The organism is Pseudonocardia hispaniensis (genome assembly GCF_042658695.1).
Lineage (GTDB): Bacteria > Actinomycetota > Actinomycetes > Mycobacteriales > Pseudonocardiaceae > Pseudonocardia > Pseudonocardia hispaniensis.
In genome coordinates, this window is record NZ_JBHSQW010000044.1 from 524,587 (window position 1) to 539,477 (window position 14,891).

The 14,891-nt window shown below is 68.9% G+C and carries 12 protein-coding genes; 9 read left to right on the forward strand and 3 right to left on the reverse strand.

Features of this window, described 5'->3' with window-relative positions:
* Positions 1-22: 22 nt before the first annotated feature.
* Complete coding sequence (locus tag ACFQE5_RS22815; protein WP_379587948.1) at positions 23-1,240, reverse strand: pyridoxal-phosphate-dependent aminotransferase family protein; 1,218 nt, start codon at positions 1,238-1,240, stop codon at positions 23-25.
* Between the two features lie 91 nt (positions 1,241-1,331).
* Positions 1,332-2,858 carry a glycine hydroxymethyltransferase gene (locus ACFQE5_RS22820; RefSeq protein WP_379587949.1) on the reverse strand — a complete coding sequence of 509 codons (1,527 nt, stop codon included), beginning with the start codon at positions 2,856-2,858 and terminating at the stop codon, positions 1,332-1,334.
* Between the two features lie 531 nt (positions 2,859-3,389).
* Between ACFQE5_RS22820 and ACFQE5_RS22825 the strand changes: the two genes are divergently transcribed.
* From ACFQE5_RS22825 to ACFQE5_RS22865, 9 genes are all read left to right on the forward strand, one after another.
* The gene (locus ACFQE5_RS22825; protein ID WP_379587951.1) at positions 3,390-4,163 is read left to right on the forward strand and encodes a flavin reductase family protein; all 774 of its coding nucleotides are present in this window, start codon (positions 3,390-3,392) and stop codon (positions 4,161-4,163) included.
* A gap of 137 nt (positions 4,164-4,300) precedes the next feature.
* Positions 4,301-5,473: a dimethylsulfone monooxygenase SfnG gene (gene sfnG / locus ACFQE5_RS22830; protein WP_379587953.1), complete on the forward strand. Its 1,173-nt coding sequence runs from the start codon at positions 4,301-4,303 to the stop codon at positions 5,471-5,473.
* A gap of 102 nt (positions 5,474-5,575) precedes the next feature.
* Positions 5,576-6,175 carry an NADPH-dependent FMN reductase gene (locus ACFQE5_RS22835; RefSeq protein WP_379587955.1) on the forward strand — a complete coding sequence of 200 codons (600 nt, stop codon included), beginning with the start codon at positions 5,576-5,578 and terminating at the stop codon, positions 6,173-6,175.
* 79 nt (positions 6,176-6,254) lie between these two features.
* Positions 6,255-6,581: a hypothetical protein gene (locus tag ACFQE5_RS22840; RefSeq protein ID WP_379587957.1), complete on the forward strand. Its 327-nt coding sequence runs from the start codon at positions 6,255-6,257 to the stop codon at positions 6,579-6,581.
* A gap of 57 nt (positions 6,582-6,638) precedes the next feature.
* Positions 6,639-7,733 carry a sulfite oxidase gene (locus ACFQE5_RS22845; RefSeq protein WP_379587959.1) on the forward strand — a complete coding sequence of 365 codons (1,095 nt, stop codon included), beginning with the start codon at positions 6,639-6,641 and terminating at the stop codon, positions 7,731-7,733.
* Positions 7,734-7,830: 97 nt separating this feature from the next.
* Positions 7,831-8,496, forward strand: a complete 666-nt coding sequence (locus tag ACFQE5_RS22850) for an AmiS/UreI family transporter (protein ID WP_379587960.1) — start codon at positions 7,831-7,833, stop codon at positions 8,494-8,496.
* A 334-nt stretch (positions 8,497-8,830) separates the two neighbouring features.
* Complete coding sequence (locus tag ACFQE5_RS22855) at positions 8,831-10,048, forward strand: bifunctional 3,4-dihydroxy-2-butanone-4-phosphate synthase/GTP cyclohydrolase II (RefSeq protein ID WP_379587962.1); 1,218 nt, start codon at positions 8,831-8,833, stop codon at positions 10,046-10,048.
* Positions 10,045-11,427, forward strand: a complete 1,383-nt coding sequence (locus tag ACFQE5_RS22860) for a DNA-binding protein (protein ID WP_379587963.1) — start codon at positions 10,045-10,047, stop codon at positions 11,425-11,427. Before ACFQE5_RS22855 ends, ACFQE5_RS22860 begins: the two co-directional genes overlap by 4 nt.
* Before the next feature lie 223 nt (positions 11,428-11,650).
* Positions 11,651-12,775: a glycerate kinase gene (locus ACFQE5_RS22865; protein WP_379588084.1), complete on the forward strand. Its 1,125-nt coding sequence runs from the start codon at positions 11,651-11,653 to the stop codon at positions 12,773-12,775.
* 573 nt (positions 12,776-13,348) lie between these two features.
* On the opposite strand, the gene ACFQE5_RS22870 is transcribed toward ACFQE5_RS22865, so the two are convergent.
* The gene (locus ACFQE5_RS22870) at positions 13,349-14,695 is read right to left on the reverse strand and encodes an MFS transporter (protein WP_379587964.1); all 1,347 of its coding nucleotides are present in this window, start codon (positions 14,693-14,695) and stop codon (positions 13,349-13,351) included.
* Positions 14,696-14,891 lie beyond the last annotated feature (196 nt).

The following is a 14,891-nucleotide window of genomic DNA, read 5'->3' on the forward strand; positions in this document are numbered from 1 at the left end:
TTCTGGGGATGCCGCGGTCGGCTCAGCGCGGTGCGGCCGAGGCCAGCAGGGCGAGGTCGGGCAGGTCCTGGCGGTCGGCGAGGGCCCGGCGGTAGTAGGCCTGCGCGGCGGCGACGCCGGCCCCGAGCTCGATGTCCGCACCCGCGTCGGCCAGCGCCATCTCCGCGCTGGCCAGCGCGGCGAGGCAGGAGACCTCGTTGAGGTGCCCGAGGTGGCCGATCCGGAAGACCTTTCCGGCGACCTTGTTCAGCCCCGCTCCGAAGGAGGTGCGGTAGCGGTGGTACCCGATCCGGCACACCTCGGCGCCATCGACGCCGTCGGGCACCCGGACCGCCGAGACGGTGTCGGAGTACCAGTACGGCGCGGTCGCGCAGAGGTCCAGGCCGAGCGCGCACACCCCTCGACGCACCCCCTCGGCCAGCCGGAAGTGCCGCTCGAACACGTTCTCGAGCCCCTCGGCGAGCAGCATGTCGACCGCGGCGCGCAGGCCGTGCAGCAGCGGAGTCGGTGGGGTGTAGGGGAAGTAGCCCACATCGTTGGAGGCGATCATGTCGGCGAAGTCGAAGTAGCAGCGCTGCATCGTGGCGGTCTCGGCGGCGGCCAGCGCCTTCTGGCTGACGCCGAGGACGGCCAGCCCGGGAGGGTTCATCAGGCCCTTCTGCGAGCCGGCGACGGCGAGATCGACGCCCCAGGCGTCCTGTGTGAACTCGATCGAGCCGATCGAGGAGACGCCGTCGACGTAGAGCATCGCGTCGGAACCGGCGGCGTCCATCGCCTGGCGCACCGCCGCGATGTCGGAGGTGACGCCGGTGGCCGTCTCGTTGTGGGTGGCGAAGACCGCCTTGATCGTCGGATCGGCCTCGAGGTGGCGCTGATAGGCCTGTACCGGCACCCCGGTGCCCCATTCGACGTCGACGCAGATCACGTCGAGGCCCAGCCGCTCGGCCATGTCGACCCACAGATGGGAGAACTGCCCGAAGCGCGACATCAGCACCCGGTCACCCCGGTTGAGGGTGTTGGTGATGGCGGCTTCCCAGGCGCCGGTGCCGGAGGCGGGATAGAGGAAGATCCGGCCGGTCTCGGTCTGAAAAATCTTCTTCAGGGACGCGAAGAGCGGCAGGGTCAGCTCGGGGAAATCGGGTGCCCGGTGATCCTGCATGGGCACGTTCATCGCCTGACGAACCTGTTCCGGCACATTCGTCGGGCCGGGAATGAACAGGTGTGTGACACCATCCGGCATCGTCGTCATCACCTTTCTCAGCGTGTATGTGAGCAGTCAGAAAGGCTGGTTGGTGAATATCGTGCGGGTGAAACGTGGGGTCGCGACGGCGTTAGCCGGAGACACCCGGGGCGAGCAGCCCCAGGTCGATCTCGGGATAGAGCGGATGGCGGTCGAGGAGGGCGCAGACCCGCTTCCTGGCGGCGGAGACCGCCGGGTCGGGCAGGTCGAACCTCGCGCGGCTCCCATCGACCGGCCGGGCGGACGTCAGGACGTCGTGGATGATCCCGGCGATCTCGTGCATCTCGGCGGAACCCATGCCCAACGTCGTCACCGCGGCGGTGCCCAGCCGCAGGCCGCTGGTGTACCAGGGGCCGTTGGGGTCGAACGCGAGCGCGTTGCGGTTGAGGGTGAGTCCGCTGGAGCGCAGCGCGGACTCGGCCTGCCGACCGGTGAGTCCGTAGGACGTTGCCACGTCGAGCAGCACGAGGTGGTTCTCGGTGCCGCCGGTCACCACCCGCGCGCCGTGGCCGCGCAGCCGGTCGGCGAGCTCGCGGGCGTTGTCGACGACCGCGTGCGCATATCGGACGAACTCGGGCCGGCCCGCCTCGTGCAGCGCGACCGCCTTGGCCGCGATGGCGTGCGGCAGCGGCCCGCCGAGAACCAACGGACAGCCCTTGTCGACCGCGTCGGCGTACTCGCTCGAGCAGAGCACCAGACCTCCGCGCGGGCCGCGCAGCGTCTTGTGGGTGGTCGTCGTGACGATATGGGCATACGGCACGGGGTCGTGCACGCCGGTGAAGACCTTGCCCGCGACCAGGCCCGCGAAATGGGCCATGTCGACGACGAACGTCGCCCCGATCTCGTCGGCGAGCTCCCGGAACCGGGCGAAGTCGATCCGGCGCGGATAGGCGCTGTAGCCGGCCAGCAGAATGCGTGGCCGCAGCGCGCGGGCCTGGCGCACGATGGCGTCGAAGTCCAGGAATCCGGTCTCGCGGTCGACCGTGTAGGAATGCGCCTCGAACAGGCGCGCGGAGATGTTGTGCCGGTAGCCGTGGGTGAGATGCCCGCCCGAGTAAAGGTCCATGCCGAGCAGCCGTTGACCGACGACCTCGTGACGTAGCGCCTCCCAGGCCGGATCGGACAGCTCGGCCAGGGTGGTGTGCCCGAGGCGGGCCAGGGTCGGGGCCTCCACGGTCTGCGAAAGCACCGCGAGCAAGGCCACGAGGTTGGCGTCGGCGCCGGAATGCGGCTGCACGTAGGCGTGGTCGGCGCCGAACACCGTGCGGGCCAGGTCGGCGGCGCGGCGCTCGATGACGTCGACGTTCGCACACCCCGCGTAGAAGCGGTGGCCCGGCACCCCCTCCGCGTACTTGTCGGTGAGCAGGGTGCCCTGGGCCAGCTGAACCGCGAGCGAGGAGTAGTTCTCGCTGGCGATGAGTTTGATGTTCGAGCGTTGGTCGTGAAGCTCCGCGGCGATCGCGCGCGCGATCTCGGGCAGCACGGCGCCGACCGCGTCCAGCGCACCGTGGAACGCGATCGCGGCCGGACTCAGCAGTTCGGGTGGGGTGTTCGCGATGTAGCGGCGAGACGCCGCGGAACGCGACGTCGGATCCTGAACCTCACAGACTCCTACCACGGCTTCCTCTCGTGCTCCACGTGCGCCTCGGGGATCCGCATGCGTCGGGCGTGTCTCTTCCGATGCCGGCGGCCGCCTTCGATCACCGGTGGCCGAGAGGTCGGGCGCAGGCCCGCCCGGTGCTCACGTGGAGATCGTCGGCCGAACTCGCTCGGCCGCCGTCCGTGGCGGTTCGCCAACCGAAGGCCAGAACGGTGAGGAGTCAACCAGCCTGTTCGCGGCCCGGGCAAGGTCACGGCCTTCGGATTCCGTAATGCCGTCATCGGAACCATTGATGAGTTCCGGGCGCGCTCTGCGGTGATCGGGCTTGTCGCGGTGCAGCTCCGGACCGCAGCGGCCACCGTTCACCTCCGCCGGACAACCGCCCGCTCTGGCATTCCCACCGCTCGCCAGCAGCCTGTTGCCCAGCTCACACTCCGGCGTACATCGTCGACACCAGCCGTTCGCGGGACGTCGATCCGCACCGTGTTTCCGCCGGCGGTCGCGCATCAGCACTGCGCACGGACGGGCGAGGTGGTGGAGGTGCCCTCGATGAGTGTTCCGGCCAGTTCAGACTACGAACCCATCCCGTCTCCATCGACCTTTCGCGAGGTGATGGGCCGCTACGCGACCGGAGCGGCGATCGTGACGGCCACCCTGCGTGATGAGCCGCATGGGCTGGCCGTGAACTCCCTGACCTCGGTCTCGCTGGACCCCCCGCTGCTGCTGTTCTGTCCGGACAGACGTTCCGACACCTGGCCGGTGATTCGCGAGGCCGGTCACTTCGCCGTGAACATTCTCGCGCACGGCCAGGACCAGCTGTGCCGCCGGTTCGCGCGCAAGGGAACGGACCGGTTCGCTGATCTGACATTCACTCGTTCCGCACGGGGCTGCCCGATCCTGGACGAGACGATCGCCTATCTGGAATGCGAGATCCGGCAGGTGATCGACGCCGGTGACCACTACATCACCATAGGCCGGGTCATGGATATGGGGATCGACCGCGAGCGGGCCCCACTGGTCTTCTACCAAGGCCATTTCCATCGGCTCGGCGACGAGTTCGAGAACGCGGTCGAGGTGCAGCGGAAGGCAGCGGGGAATTCCCGATCGAGTAACGAATCGGAGGTAACGGTGGAGGGCAGTGGCGGTCCGAACGGACAGGCGGTCGAGCTCACCGGTGAGCAGATCAGGGCCGTTCGCAAGGAGACCAGGGCCGGCGCCCTGGACTGCCGTAAAGCGCTCGAAGCGAACAACGGAGACGTGCAACGAGCCATCGACTATCTACGTGAGAAGGGGATCGGCACGCCGAAGAAGGTCTGGACCTGAACGAGCGGCCAACGCGACGGTGCCGACTATCCGCCGCGGCCGGTGAGGCGGATGTCCGAGGACGCCACACCGGTACGACGGCTCGACCCATACCGATACCGCGATGGCGCCACCGGCGCCCGAAGGAGGACGACCCGATGCCCCCGAGCTACCCGCCCCTTCCCAAGAGCAAGCTGCCGCGCTCCGCGTGGTTCGAGAGGTCGGCGGACGAGATTCAGTTCGCCTACTGGGTCCCGAACGTGTCCGGCGGCCTGGTGATCACGACGCTGCCGATGCAGACGGAATGGGACCACGAGTCCAACGTGCGCTACGCGCAGATCGCCGAGGCGAACGGCTTCGCGACCGCGCTGGCGCAGACCCGCTGGTTCGCCAGCTACGGCGCCGATCATCAGCACGAGGCGTTCGTCATGAGCTCCTACATCCTGGCGAAGACCTCGACGCTCGAACTGATCACCGCCTGCCATCCCGGGCTGTGGCATCCGGGTGTCGTCGCCAAGGTGCAGGCGACGCTCGACGTCATCAGCAACGGCCGGACCTCGATCAACATCGTGAGCGGCTGGTTCAAGGGTGAGTTCACCGGATACGGCGAGCCGTGGCTCGACCACAGCGAGCGGTACCGCCGCTCCGAGGAGTTCATTCGCATCATGAAGGGCATGTGGAACGAGGACGAGTTCACGTTCTACGGTGACTTCTACACGATCGACGGCGCGCCGATGCTGCCCAAACCGGTGCACCAGCCGCTGGTGTTCCAGGGCGGGAACTCCACGGCCGCCCGGAGGATGGCGGGCCGGGTCTCGGACGTGCTGTTCATGAACGGCAACACCAACGAGGGATTCACCGGCATCATCAACGACACCCGGATGGCGGCCCGCGCCTCGGGCCGCGATGAGAGCGAGATCCGCTTCGGGGCGAACGGGTTCGCGATCGTTCGGGACACCGAGGAAGAGGCCGTCGAGACGCTCCGGGCGATCATCGCCAACGCGGACGTCGAGGCGGTCAAGGGCTTCGGCGAGGCGGTGAAGAACGCGGGCCAGTCCACCAGTGACAAGCAGGGTATGTGGGCGAACTCCTCGTTCGAGGACCTCGTGCAGTACAACGACGGCTTCAAGACCGGGCTGATCGGCACTCCGGAGCAGGTCGCCGACCGGATCATCGAGCTCAAGGAACTGGGCATCAACGTCGTGCTCTGCGGCTTCCTGCACTACGAGTGGGAACTGGAGAACTTCGGCAAGAAGGTCATTCCGCTCGTCCGGGAGCGTGAACAGGCGATGAAGAAGGGCCGTAAGACCTTCGCGGTCAGCGGCGTCTGAGCCGTCGCGGAATGGCGGGCGCCGCCGGCGGGGCGCCGGGGTAGGTTTCCCTCGGCTCTCCCCGCTTCGCGGCGGCGGCCACCGCTCTCGCCCAATGACGGGATGGAGAAGATGAAGCTGCTCGGAGTCTCGGCGAGTCCTTCCGCGGACTCGAAGACGCTGCTTGCGCTGACGGCGGCGGTGGCGCACGTCCGGTGGAGGTACGACGATGTCGCGACCGACGTCATCAACCTCCGGGATCTCGACATGGCCTTCTGCGACGGGCGCGATCCCGACCGGTACGAGGGCGACACCCGCGTCGTGATCGACACGGTGGTGGCGGCGGATGCTCTGATCATCGCCACGCCGATGTATCGCGGCTCGTACACCGGGATCCTCAAGAACCTGGTCGACGTGCTGCCGAACGACGCGTTGCAGGGAAAGCCCGTGGGCCTCATCGCCAGTGGTGGATCGGACCACCATTTCCTCGCCGTCGAGCATCAACTCAAACCGCTCATCGGGTTCTTCTACGGGCATCCGATCCCGGGAGCGGTCTATCTCAACAACGACCATTTCGCGGCGGGCCGGCTTGCGGACCCCGGGATCATCGACCGGCTGGCGCAGCTGGTGGATGCGGTCGTCGAGTTCGCCCGTCGGGTCCCGCGCACGGTCGTGGGAGCCGACCGGCCGACGATCACCAGGAAGACCCTGGCCGAGACGTGAGACACCGGGCCACGCCGAAGTACTCGGGATGTCCCGCTGCGCTCGTCACATCACTGGTCCGCAACATCGAGGAGGACACATGAGGCCGGAGAACCTGAACATTGTCATCGACGGTGAGCGGTATCGGACCGCGCTGTCGTTCCTGCTGGCGGACGACGGGAAGGGGACGTTCCTGTTCCGCGCGTTGAACTCGAACTATTTCGTGCAGCGCCAGGGCGACCGCAGCACCATCGATGTGCTCCCGCCGGAGCAGGCGCAGGAGATGTACCTGCGGCTGCCCCACAAACATCAGGAGCTCGTCGCGGCGTTCCCGCGGGGAAACGGCGGCGTCGGCATGGACACGCCGAGCTCCTATGACGACGAGGACGAGAGGGAACGGCTGGCCCGGCAGACCGTCGGTCGCTGATCCGTTGCAGGGCCGGGGCACCATCCGGCACCACAGCCGGGCGCGAAGGAGAGCGGGATGACGACCGCGGAGTCGACGCCGAAGGGCACCGTGTCGATGGCCAACCTGACACGGGAGGAGGTAGGACTGGCGACCCGCAACCACGGGATCCTGCTGGAGGCGTTGCGGTACCCCGTCACCCCCATCGGAATGCACTACCTGCTCACCCACTACGACGTGCCCGCGCTCGATCCGGCCGCCTGGACGCTGGAGGTCGGTGGCCTGGTCACCGGGCCGGCGCGGCTGACGTTGGAGGACATCATGTCCCGGCCCCGGGTGACCCAGCGGGTCACCATGGAATGCGCGGGCAACGGCCGGATCGCGATGTCCCCGCGCCCGCTGAGCCAGCCCTGGGGGGTCGAGGCCGTCGGAACGGGGGAGTGGACGGGTACCCCGCTGCGCGGGCTGCTCGAGGAGGTCGGCCTGTCCGACGACGCAGTGGAGGTCGTCTTCACCGGCGCCGACTCGGGAACCGAGAACGGGGTCGAGCAGCGGTACGAGCGAAGCCTCTCGGTCGCGAACGCGCTGCGTGAGGAGGTCATGCTGGTCTACGAGCTCAACGGCCAGCCGTTGCCGCCGCAGCACGGATTCCCGCTGCGGCTGGTCGTGCCCGGCTGGTACGGCATGGGCAACGTGAAATGGTTGTCGCGCATCACGGTGGTGGACGAGCCGTTTCAGGGTTATCAGCAGTCCCACGCCTACCGGATCCGGCGGCATGCCGACGAGCCGGGCATCCCGGTGAGCCGGATCCGCCCGCGTGCGCTGATGATCCCGCCCGGGATTCCGGACTTCTACACCCGGGAGCGCACGGTGGCGGCCGGGCCGACGACGCTGCAGGGCCGGGCCTGGTCGGGCTTCGCCCCGGTCGAGCGGGTCGAGGTCAGCACCGACAACGGGATGACCTGGGCGGATGCCGTTCTCGAGGCGCAGCGGGACCCGTACGCCTGGGTGGGCTGGAGCTACGGGTGGCAGGCGCAGGCGGGTCGCCACCAGCTCTGCTGCCGGGCCACCGACGCGGACGGCAACCGGCAACCGCTGCACCCGGAGTGGAACCTCGGCGGCTTCGAATGCAACGCGGTGCAGCGAGTCGTCGTCACCGTCCCGGAGCGCTGACGCGTCATTGTCGTGCGACACCGAAGATTCGGACGGTGTCGTGCTCATATTCGTCGATGCCTGCCGAAAACGGTAGTGTGGAAACTCGGGTGAACCTATGGGATACGCTGTTCTGCTCATGATCGGTGGTACCCTGCTCATCAATGGCCTGGCCGTTCTGGGGTATGTCCAGGGCAACGGTGCCGCCATTTACAACATATTCACCGGCGTGCTGGGCACGGTGACGCCGTTCTACCTGCTGACCCAGGTCAGCGGGAGCGACGCCGCGGCGTTCGACACCGTGCTTGCGGTGGCACCGATGTGGTTGTTCGCGCTGACGTTCCTGTGGGTGGGGATCAACTCGCTGACCGGTCATACCCCGACCGGGGTGGGTTGGTACTGCCTCTGGGTCGTCTTCGCCGCGGTCGGTTTCGGGCTGGTGAACTTCCTGCGGTTCGATGCGCCCCGGGAGGGCATCATCTGGCTGAACTGGGCTTTTCTGTGGGGTCTGTTCTGGCTGCTGCTCGCGCAGGGAAGGACGCGACTCGCCACGTTCACCGGATGGGTGGCCGTGATCCAGTCCATCTGGACGGTGAGTGCGCAGGCCTTCATGAACATGGTCGGCGGCTGGACGACGATTCCGGTGTGGGCGTTCATCGTCGCCACGGCGGTGACGATCGTGCTCGCACTGCTGCTGGCCGGCCGCGCCGGCGTGTCCGAGGACGCCGCGAGCGACGAGGTGGTCCAGGCCGGCACGCACCGGATGTCGGCCGCATCGGCCTGAGCACCTGCCCGTACCAGCCCAGGACCCCGACCGGGCCGAGCGCTGCCGCGCCCGGCCCGGTCGCGGTTGTGGGGGAACGGGCCACGTCTGCCATAGCGATGGTTTATGAGCTCATCGGCAGTGTGTCGCTACCGGCTCCAACGGCTCACTGGCAATCTTGCCCGCAGTCGTCGACGCCTGGTCGACACATCGAGCGCCCTGTGTGGGAAGGGTATCGGCGGTCGTGCGGGCTCGCTGGTCACCACGCGACGGAAGCCGAAACGACCGGGGCGTGGCCGCCGTCACCCGCGGCGACTCACCGAATCCCATACTGCGGCAAGGAAGGCGGCCAACGATGACAAGCATCGGAGACGCAGTCCAGCATCTGCGCGACGGCGGCATCGTCGTGGTCACCGACGACGAGGACCGTGAGAACGAGGGCGACCTGATCATGGCGGCCCAGCACGCCACCACCGATGACGTCGCCTTCTTCCTGGAACACACGTCGGGGTTTCTCTGCACCGCCATCACCGGGGAACGCGCCCAGCAACTCGAGCTCAGCCCGATCGCCGAGGACAACACGGAGGTCCAGCGGACGGCGTTCCTCACCAGCGTCGACTATGCACGGGGGACGACCACGGGGATCAGCGCGCACGACCGGGCGGCCACGATCCGGGCGCTGGCCGACGTGGATATCGGGCCGCAGGAGTTCGTCCGGCCGGGGCACGTCCTTCCCCTGCGGGCCCGCCGGGGCGGTGTGCTCAAGCGCGCGGGCCATACCGAGGCGGCGGTCGACCTGTGCCGGATGGCCGGTCTGAGCCCCGCCGGGCTGCTCTGCGAGCTGGTCACGCCGGACCGGCGCGGAATGATGCGGCGTCCGGACATCGAGCGTTTCGTCAAGGCGCACGACCTGCCCTTGATCAGCACGGAGTCGCTGGTGCGGCATCGCAGGATCACCTCGCATCTGGTCGAGCGGACCGGTGAGGCGGACATCGCCACCGAGTACGGTGTCTGCCACGCGGTCGCCTATCGCTCCACGGTGGACGACGCCGAGCACCTCGCGCTGGTCTTCGGAGCCGTCGCGGACGGCCGCGACGTCCTGGTCCGGGTGCACAGCGAATGCCTCACCGGTGACGTGATGGCGTCGCTGCGCTGCGACTGCGGACCGCAGCTGCAGGCCGCGATGCAGCGGATCTCGGTGATCGGCCGTGGCGTGGTGATCTACCTTCGCGGGCAGGAGGGCCGGGGGATCGGCCTCGGTCACAAGCTGCGTGCCTACGAACTCCAACAGCGCGGGCGGGACACCGTCGACGCCAACCTGGAGCTCGGGCTGCCCGTCGACAGCCGCGAGTACGGGGTGGGCGCCCAGATGCTGGCCGACCTCGGGGTGCGGCGCGTCGTGCTGATGACCAACAACCCGCACAAGTACGGTGGTCTCGCCGGCTACGGCGTCGAGGTGGTCTCCCGGGTGGCGTTACGGACCGCCGTCACCGAACACAACGTCGCGTATCTCACCGCCAAGTCGAAGCGGCTCGGGCACGATTTCGATCTCCCGCTGGGGATGTCCTCGTGAGCATCGACAGCGGGGCCCTCGAGGACACGCTCGACTACGGCGACCAGATCGCCCGGGAATGGGAGCGTTTCGTCGCCGGTGAGGACCAGGTGACCGGTGTCCCCGCCGATGTCGTGCGCTCCTGGTTCCGGTGTCGCGAGGAGTACCGGGTTGACCCGAGCCTCGGTGAGGCGCCGGCCGCTCCCATTCCGAGTGAACACGCCTCGCTCTACGACGTGGTGTTCGCCGAGCTCGGCGGAAGCGCGGTATCCATTCAGCGGGAGGTGGAGAACCTCGACTGCGTCGTGTCGGTCGCCGACGGCGCGGGCCGGATCCTCGCGGCATGGGGTGACCGGTCGGCATTGCGCCGGGCGCGGGACAACAATCTCGCGCCGATGTCGTCCTGGGCCGAGGGAGCGAGCGGGACGAACGGAATCGGCACCGCGGTCGAATCCGCCGGGCCGGTGCTGATCCGCGGCGCCGAACACTGGTGTCAGGGATTCCAGAACTGGGTCTGCGGGGGTATCGCGGTCCGGGATGTCGTCACCGGCGAACCCGCGGCCATCCTGACGATCTCGCGCTGGCGCACGAGCCTGCCGCACGCGGTGACGCGGTGGCTGTCCGACGGCGTCGCCACCGCGAAGGAGGCCCTCCGCCGGACGGCCCGTCAGGCGGGCCTCGAACTGGTCGGGGCCTTCGGGCAGGCCCATCTGCCCCCAGGTGGGGGGATGGTGGCGCTCGACCGGGCCGGCAAGGTCGTGCTCGCCGACGACCAGGCGAGCCTGTACCTCGATGTCCCGGCCTGTCACCCCGCCGTCGACCCGGCGACGCGGTGGGAGGTCGGGCTGTCCCGACTCGCGCGCCTGGCTTCGGAGAACGGGCGGCGCGACCCGTCATGGATCGGTTACTCGCAGATCGACACGCAGCTGTCCAACGAGCCGATCGCGGTGACCGTCCGCCCGGTCTTCTCCTCCCGGCGGGTGATCGGATCGCTGGTCTTTTTCGGGAAGGACGAGGGTGAACCCCTCAGCTCGGTCGGTGACGCGGAGCGTTACGGCGCCTCTCCGCGCCGGATCGTCGGCACCCGGGGCGACCGGTTGGTGCTACTGCGTCCCGGCGAGGTGCGCTTCGCCGAGGCGGACGGCAACGACATCTGGCTGAGCACCGACCGGGGCAGGTTGCAGTCCTCCGGCCACAGTCTGGACAAGCTGGAGGGGGAGTTCTCGACCAGCGGGTTCCTGCGCGTTCATCGCCGGTTTCTGGTCAACCTGAACCACGTTCGAGAGGTCGAACGGGGATTCAAGGGTGAGCTGTTCCTGGTCCTGGATACCCGTGGGAACGAGGTGGTCCCGGTATCGCGGCGTAATGCCGCGCTGGTGCGACGGGCCTTGGGTATCTGAGGCCTGCGGTGCTCGATCTCGGGGTCCGCGCTGCCTGCGCCGGTGGCGCGTGTCGACAGGGAGCCTTCCGGCATGCGTGACGGGTTCACGATCGACCAGCCACGCCACGCTCTGCCGGCTGGAGCTGCCGCCGGAGGCGCTGCTGATCGCGGTGCCCACCCCGCAGCTCACCGTTCGGGCGGTAGCCTCGCGGATGGTCCCGTTGACGGGGGGTGACGAGTCGATGAGGGTCGTTGTCGCGCCGGACAAGTTCAAGGGAAGCCTGACCGCGGTGCAGGCCGCCGCCGCGATGGGTGAGGGTGTGCGCGCGGTGATGCCGGACGCCGAGGTCGTCGAGATCCCGATGGCGGACGGCGGCGAGGGGACGCTCGATGTCCTGATCGCGGGTGGCGGGAAACCCGTCGAGGTGCGGGTGGCCGGGCCGGTCACCGATCCGGTCGATGCCTGCTACGCCGTGTGCGACGGGGTCGCCTATGTCGAGTCCGCGCAGGCCTGCGGGCTCGGCTACCTGGAGCCGACGCCGTGGTCGGCGCTCGCGGCGCATACCTGGGGAGTGGGCGAGCTCCTCGCTCACTCCCTGGACCAGGGCATCAGCGACATCGTGCTCACCGTCGGCGGCACTGCCAGCACCGATGGCGGAGCGGGGATGTTGCAGGCGCTCGGCTGTGTGGTGGCCGATGCGGCCGGCCGTCGGGTCGGGCTCGGCGGACAGGCGCTGACGACGGTGCGCGCCGTCGACCTCACGCCGGTCCGGCGCCGCTGCGCGGGCGTCCGGGTGCGGGTCGCCACCGATGTCACCAATCCGCTGGTCGGTCCGAGCGGTGCCGCCGCGGTGTTCGCCCCGCAGAAGGGCGCCCATGACCGAGACGTCGCCGTCCTCGACCGGGCGCTGCATGCCTGGTCGAGGGCGCTGGTGGCGGCCGGTGCCGGACGGATCGCCGAGATCCCGGGCGCGGGCGCGGGCGGTGGCCTTGCGGCCGGAGCACTGGCCGGGTTCAGCGCCTCGCTGGTGTCCGGGTTCGACCTGGTGGCCGAGCTCGCCGGACTGGGCCCTGCGGTGGCCCGCGCCGATCTCGTCGTCACCGGCGAGGGGTCGCTCGATGCGCAGAGCTTGGCCGGCAAGGTCCCGGCCGGCGTCGCCAGGCTCGCCGCGGCTCGGCACACCCCGGTGCTCGCCGTCGCGGGCCGAGTCCGGCTGGACCGGGAGGCGTTGGTCGCGGCCGGGATCTCCGGCGCGCGGGCGCTCGCCGATCATGCGCCGTCCCTCGAGCACGCACACCGGCATGCCTACTCGTTGCTGCGCAAGGAAACGGCCGCGCTGGTTCGCTCCTGGTCGGCTCCAGCCTGAGCGCGGGACCACCGCAGGGGTTACACCTTCAGGATTTGGCGGAGAAGTCCTCGAACGGCGACGAAAGCGTGCTGTCCTCGACACCCAGAGTTTGTACAGCACCTCCATGTACTCGTCCGTTATGTCGTATTGGTTGTCGTGCGTTGACCGCGGCACTGTTCGGATAGGAGGAGACGACAAGGCCACCCGGCCCTTGGTCAGGTGGTCCAGGGTGGAGAACCGGCGAGCCAGGACGTAGCGGCATCTTTCAACGCGGCTTGCCCGAGGCCTGGTGGCTGACGCATGTCATGTCGAATGCGTTCAACAGAATGCGCTTCTGCGGGCTCGTTCCCATCGCCGGTTGGAGTTATGGCCGCTGGTGAGACGGCGCGTCACGGCGTGCCGTGGGGTGCCACGACCTCGGGAGCTCCCCGGCCCGGGGACAGGCAGGCGCTTCGATCTCGACCGGACGGGGTCCCACGGTGCTGCTGAACGAGCGCGGCCCGTGGCTGTCTGCTCCTCGCTGTGTTCTGCCGACAGCGCGAGCAGTGCCACGGGCCGCGGACTCCCGTCCGGTGGAACGCCAGGCCGGGGTCAGGCGGCCGCCGCCCCGGCGGGCTCGACGTCCTGCATCCGGCGGTCCTTCGTCTCCGCCAGCGCGCGGGTGCAGAAGAAGCTCAGCACCGCCAGCCCGGCGAGCATGACGCCGATCCCGATGCTGCCGAACGACGCGGCGAGCTGCGGTGCGACGAGCGGCGGGATCGCGCCACCGAGCACGCCCGCGAGGTTGTATCCCATCCCGGCGCCCGTGTAGCGGTAGCGGGTCTCGAACAGCTCCGGCAGGAACGCCCCGGCCGGCCCGTAGGAGATGGCGAAAATCGCGAGGGTGACGGTGAGGCCGATGCCGAACGCGACGGCGGAACGGGTGTCGAGCAGCGGAAACAGCACCAGAGCCCAGACCACGCCGAGGGCGCAGGAGGTCATGATGACGCCGCGGCGCCCGATGCGATCCGACCAGATGCCGGCCGCGACGATCACCAGCCCGAAGACCACGGCCGCCGCGATGCCCAGCGTCAGCACGACCGGACGGCTCAGCCCGGCCCCGTCGGGCTTGGTGCCGTAGCTGGTCAGATAGGCCGTCCCCATGTAGAAGAACGCGAACAGCATCGTCAACGACCCGGCCGACAGCAGCACCTCCTTGGGCTGGTGGCGGATCGCGTCGAGGAAGGGAGTACGCCCGGGCCCGCCCTGCGCCGCCCGCCGCTGCTGGTCCTGCCGGAACACCGGCGTCTCCTCGATCGTCACCCGAACGTAGAGGCCCACCCCGACCAGCAGGACGCTGAGCAGGAACGGCACCCGCCAGCCGTAGTCCAGGAACACCTGGTCGGTGTCGCCCAGGGTCAGGCCCGTGACGAGGAAGGTCGCGCTGGACAGGGCGAATGCGAAGGCCGGGCCGAGCTGCGGGAAGACCGCGTACAAGCCGCGTTTGGCCTTCGGCGCGTACTCCGCCGTGAGCAGGGTGGCCCCGGCCCATTCACCACCCACGGCGAAGCCCTGGGCGAACCGCAGGATGACCAGGATGATCGGGGCGGCCACCCCGATCGTCGCGGCGCCCGGGAGCAGCCCGATGAGCATCGTGGCCAGGCCCATCAGCAGCAGCGTCGAGATCAGGGTGCGCTTGCGGCCGATCCGGTCGCCGAAATGGCCGAACACCACTGCCCCGACGGGTCGGGCGAAGAACGCGACCGCGAACGTCGCGAACGAGGCCACGGTGCCCGCGGTCGAGCCCAGGGCCGGGAAGAAGACCTTCGGGAAGACGAGCGCGGCCGCCGTTCCGTAGATGAAGAAGTCGTAGAACTCGATCGTTGTGCCGACACAACTCGCAATGGCGACCCGCCGCATCGGAACCTCCGATGGCGGCGACGCCTCATGGGTGGACATCCATGTCCTCCTCGATCGTGAAGACCGCGGCCCTTTGGCTCGCGGCGTCGCCCTGCGGGGCGACGTGACGATGCCGCACGGCAGCGGACGGCACTACACGCAAAAGTGGGTAGCGGGGGTTCGTGCCGAGTCGGCAACCAACGGTGCGTACGGTCGTTATCCGCGTGAATCGGACAATGGCCCGAACGCGGCGGTG